This is a genomic window from Selenomonadales bacterium (assembly GCA_017442105.1).
Lineage (GTDB): Bacteria > Bacillota > Negativicutes > RGIG982 > RGIG982 > RGIG982.
The window spans coordinates 1-3997 of record JAFSAX010000122.1 but is presented as its reverse complement, the minus strand read 5'-3'; the positions used below and the strand labels follow the sequence as shown (position 1 = coordinate 3997).

Below are 3997 nucleotides of genomic sequence, written 5' to 3'. Positions count from 1 at the left end.
TTGACACCGTCTTGTATCAAGCGGTTCGTTCCAACACTGACAGGTGAAAAAATACTGCCCGGAACAGCGAATACGTCCCTTCCTTCTTCCATGGCACACGTCGCCGTAATGAGCGCACCGCTCTTTTCTGCCGCCTCAACGACGAGAAGACCTGCCGAAATACCGCTGATGATGCGATTGCGCGCAGGAAAAAACCCTTGTCTTGGCTGTGTACCGGGCGGATATTCGGAGATGACGGCACCACTCACAGCAATGTCGGCGAGCAGTTTTGCATTTTCCGGCGGATAGACAACATCGACACCTGAGCCGAGCACGGCGATCGTCTTGCCGTTTTCGAGCGCACCGAGATGTGATGCCGTGTCGATACCGCGCGCCGCACCGCTGACGACGACGAAACCCGATGCGGCAAGCTCAGATGCGATCTTCCGCGCAGCTTGTCTGCCGTATGTCGTAGAACGACGAGAACCAACGATACCGATAGCAAGTTCGCTCTTCGGTATCGTACCGCGATAATAGAGTAAGCTCGGCGGATCGAATATCTCTGCAAGTAGCGGCGGATACTCTTCATCACCGCGCATACAAAGACGGATACCTTGCTTTTCCCAATCTGTTATCATACGGTCGACGTCGAGATGCTCTTTCAGACTAACGAACTCGGAACAGACATTCTTACGTACCCCGCAGTCGTACCAGTCATCAATATGAGCGTGCCATGCTTCTTTTGCCGAGCCGAAATATTGCATGATCATCTTTTCAGTTTTCATTCCAAGCCCCGTTACCTGCTTCAAGGCGGCAAGATAATGTCGTTCCATCATGATTCCTCGCTATCTGCTCTTTATCATCTTTTCAAGCTGTCTTGCGATATCGTCTGCCGCATAAGGTCTGCACATCTTCTTCTGCGCGCTCATCATCGCCTCTGCGACCCCATTTTTATCATCTAAGACCGCTTGTATATTTTGGTATAATTCTTCTTCGTTATTCGCCGACAGAGCTGCACCGCACGATACCAAAAAATCCGTATTCGCTTCTTCTTGTCCCGCCAGCGAGCCAAATAAAACAAGCGGTATGCCAATCGCCAATGCTTCGGCAACCGATACACCGCCCGCTTTCGTTATCAAAAGAGAGGCCTGCCGCATAGCTTCGTCCACCTTACGGCTGTAACCATCTATTATCATCGGATAAGGATATTTTTTCGTTAAATGTTCTGCCTTCTGCTTCTTCGCCTCGCTCCCCGTAATGATATGAAGCGTGATCGGCTCGTCCATACGCATCACAGCACACATAACAGGCATCAGATCGACCAGTCCCAGACCACCGCCCATCACAAGTATGCGCCCGTTAGCACGTACGCCTTCCCGCGGACAAAATCCGCTTCTGACAGGGATACCGCTGACCGTCACACGCTCACGTGAGATCCCGCACGAAGAGAGCCGTTCTGTCAGACCGTCATGCGCAACGAAGTATCGCACTACACCATGATGCATCCATGCGCGATGCACGACATAGTCTGTTACGACCGCAGCGATAGGTATATCTATGACATCTTCTTCTGCCAGAGCACCTGCCACCATCGTCGGCGTCGCATGCGTACAGATGATGATATCAGGTCGATACGCGCGAATATCTGCGAGCAACGTTTTCTTCATCACCGCCCGAGCGAGCTTCAGCAAAAGTGACCTACCGCCCTTTTCGTTGCCGAGATGATAGCAATAGCGATACAGGCGCGGACAATGCGCCAATATCCATAAATAACTGTTTATCATTCCACGTGTTATCCAAGTCGGTAAATACGAAAATATATCAATACACAAACATTCAGACCCCGAATGATTCCTACTTATCGCTTCCGCGATCGTCTTGGCAGCAACGGTATGTCCACTGCCAAACGGTGCATGACAAAGCAAAAAGCGAGCCACTCGACCGCCTCCTTATTCGACTTTTGTGACCATCCCGCGATCTCTGCAAGCGCGCAAAAGTTCCGATGCCGTCTTGCCTTGTTGAATGATCTCATCGCCTGCGATCTCCGCAAGCGGCACCAATACGAAACGACGCATCGGCAGATACATATGCGGGATGCGAAGCCTTGGTGTGCGGCGCACCTCTTGATGGTACGCCAAAAGATCAATGTCGATCGTCCGTTCGCCCCAATAACGACGACGAACACGGCCAAGTCTGTCTTCTGCCTTCAAGCACTCTTCGAGAAGTGCTTCGGGAGATAGCTCCGTTTCGACTGCAATGACCATATTCAAAAAATCAGGTTGATCTTTTACGCCGAACGGTTCTGCCTCATAGACAGACGAGCGTTTTACGACGCGAATATCGCCGCCGCTCTCCAGCTCTCTGATTGCCGACTCGAGTTGCTGCGCGCGGTCGCCGAGATTCGATCCCAGTCCGATGAAGATCATGCTTTTCTCCGTCTTGTGATCTCAGTCTGCACGAAATCCATCGATCCCGGCATCGGTGCGCTCGGTTTGCGAACGCGTACCGTCACCGCTTCGATACGAGCATCCATCGCCAAAATACGGTCGGCAATCGTCTGGCTGAGTGCTTCGAGCAGCTTAAATTTCGTCTGTTCTGTGATCTGTTTGACCTCACGATAGACGGCTGTATAGTCAATTGTATCCATTAAGTCATCCGAATATCCTGCTTTTTCAAGATCGGCTTGAAGCTCGATATCGAGATAGAATTTCTGTCCGAGTTCACGTTCTGCTTCATAAACGCCGTGATATCCGTAAAACATCAAATTTTTGAGTAAAATTTTATCCATTCTTCTCACCCACTTGTTTTATCGCATCCATCATACGCACCATTCGTTTTACTTGTTTCACATCATGGACACGTACGATGTGTATTCCTTTATTGATACCTGTCGCCACCGTCGCCATCGTGCCTTCCACACGCTCTTCGGCAGGCAGGTCGAGCACTTCGCCGATGAACCGCTTGCGCGATGTACCGAGAAGGATCGGACAGCCCAACCCGTGCAGTTCTTCAAGACGCGACATGATCTCCATATTGTGGTCAAACGTCTTGGCAAACCCGATACCCGGATCTAGGATAAACTGTTCTTTCGCGATGCCTGCTTGCTCCCCAATAGCGATACTTTTCTTGAAGAACATGAACAGGTCGGAGATGATATCGCGCGAATATACGGCTTCGTGTTGGTTGTGCATCGCGACGATAGGAGCACCATGTTTCGCGACGACTTGCGCCATCTCTCCGTTATCATACTGCAGACCCCACACATCGTTGATGATATGCGCGCCCGCCTCAAGTGCCATGTCGGCAACTTCTGCCTTATACGTATCGATCGATATCGGGACCGTCGTCCGCTTCAATACTTCTTCCAGAATCGGCAGCAGCCTTCTTTTTTCTTCTTCTGCCGATACCTTTTCGGCACCGCCGTACGGTCTTGTCGATTCAGCACCAATATCAACGATATCTGCCCCTGCCTCCAGCATCTCCTCAAGATGATAGAGCGCAGTATCGACCGAGTTGAACTTCCCTCCGTCCGAGAACGAATCGGGCGTGACATTCAGTATTCCCATAACGACCGTTTTATTCGGCTCGATAACAAGCTGTTTGTCGCCCCATGACCACGTACGCAAAAGACGTCCGCCCGCCGCATTAAGCACATTATGCAGTTCGGCCGAAAGCTGTTTCAAGCCCCATGGCTGCACTTTAAGCTGTGCGATCGCTTGCTGATACTGACGCAGAGTACCGCAGAGCAATACATCCGTCTTCTCGGCACTCAGATCGACCGTACCGCGTCTGACAGCCGCTTCACCACCTTTGGCAAGCATCGTCTGTTTCAATATGTTTGCAGCCTTCGTCACAAGACCCTCTACCTTGATAACGCGAAACAGCGCCTTATTCTGCATGATAGCCGTACCGCCCGGATCGCAGCCGATCTCATTCATCGCACGGCGCGCCGCTTCTGCCGTATCGATCGTGATCACTCTCGCATGAAAATCCACGTTGTCATCGCCCCTTCTGTGTC

5 protein-coding genes are annotated in these 3997 nt (G+C 51.3%); all 5 read right to left on the bottom strand.

The window, feature by feature from the left end; translation table 11 throughout:
• The coding region (dprA, locus tag IJN28_04745; protein MBQ6713076.1) for a DNA-processing protein DprA at positions 1 to 764 on the bottom strand (764 nt) is incomplete at its 3' end.
• Between the two features lie 60 nt (positions 765 to 824).
• Entirely contained in the window at positions 825 to 1916 is a 1092-nt protein-coding gene (locus IJN28_04740) for a hypothetical protein (GenBank protein ID MBQ6713075.1), read from the bottom strand.
• Between the two features lie 12 nt (positions 1917 to 1928).
• Positions 1929 to 2405: a 2-amino-4-hydroxy-6-hydroxymethyldihydropteridine diphosphokinase gene (folK, locus tag IJN28_04735; protein ID MBQ6713074.1), complete on the bottom strand. Its 477-nt coding sequence runs from the start codon at positions 2403 to 2405 to the stop codon at positions 1929 to 1931.
• Positions 2402 to 2767 carry a dihydroneopterin aldolase gene (gene folB / locus IJN28_04730; protein MBQ6713073.1) on the bottom strand — a complete coding sequence of 122 codons (366 nt, stop codon included), beginning with the start codon at positions 2765 to 2767 and terminating at the stop codon, positions 2402 to 2404. The genes folK and folB overlap by 4 nt, the downstream gene beginning before the upstream one ends.
• Complete coding sequence (gene folP / locus IJN28_04725) at positions 2760 to 3917, bottom strand: dihydropteroate synthase (protein ID MBQ6713072.1); 1158 nt, start codon at positions 3915 to 3917, stop codon at positions 2760 to 2762. The genes folB and folP overlap by 8 nt, the downstream gene beginning before the upstream one ends.
• Positions 3918 to 3997 lie beyond the last annotated feature (80 nt).

Excerpts from the sequence above, each read along its gene's own strand:
- folB (MBQ6713073.1), bottom strand. The coding sequence starts at position 2,767 with ATGGATAAAATTTTACTCAAAAATTTGATGTTTTACGGATATCACGGC.
- folP (MBQ6713072.1), bottom strand. The coding sequence starts at position 3,917 with ATGAATGAGATCGGCTGCGATCCGGGCGGTACGGCTATCATGCAGAAT.
- folK (MBQ6713074.1), bottom strand. The coding sequence starts at position 2,405 with ATGATCTTCATCGGACTGGGATCGAATCTCGGCGACCGCGCGCAGCAA.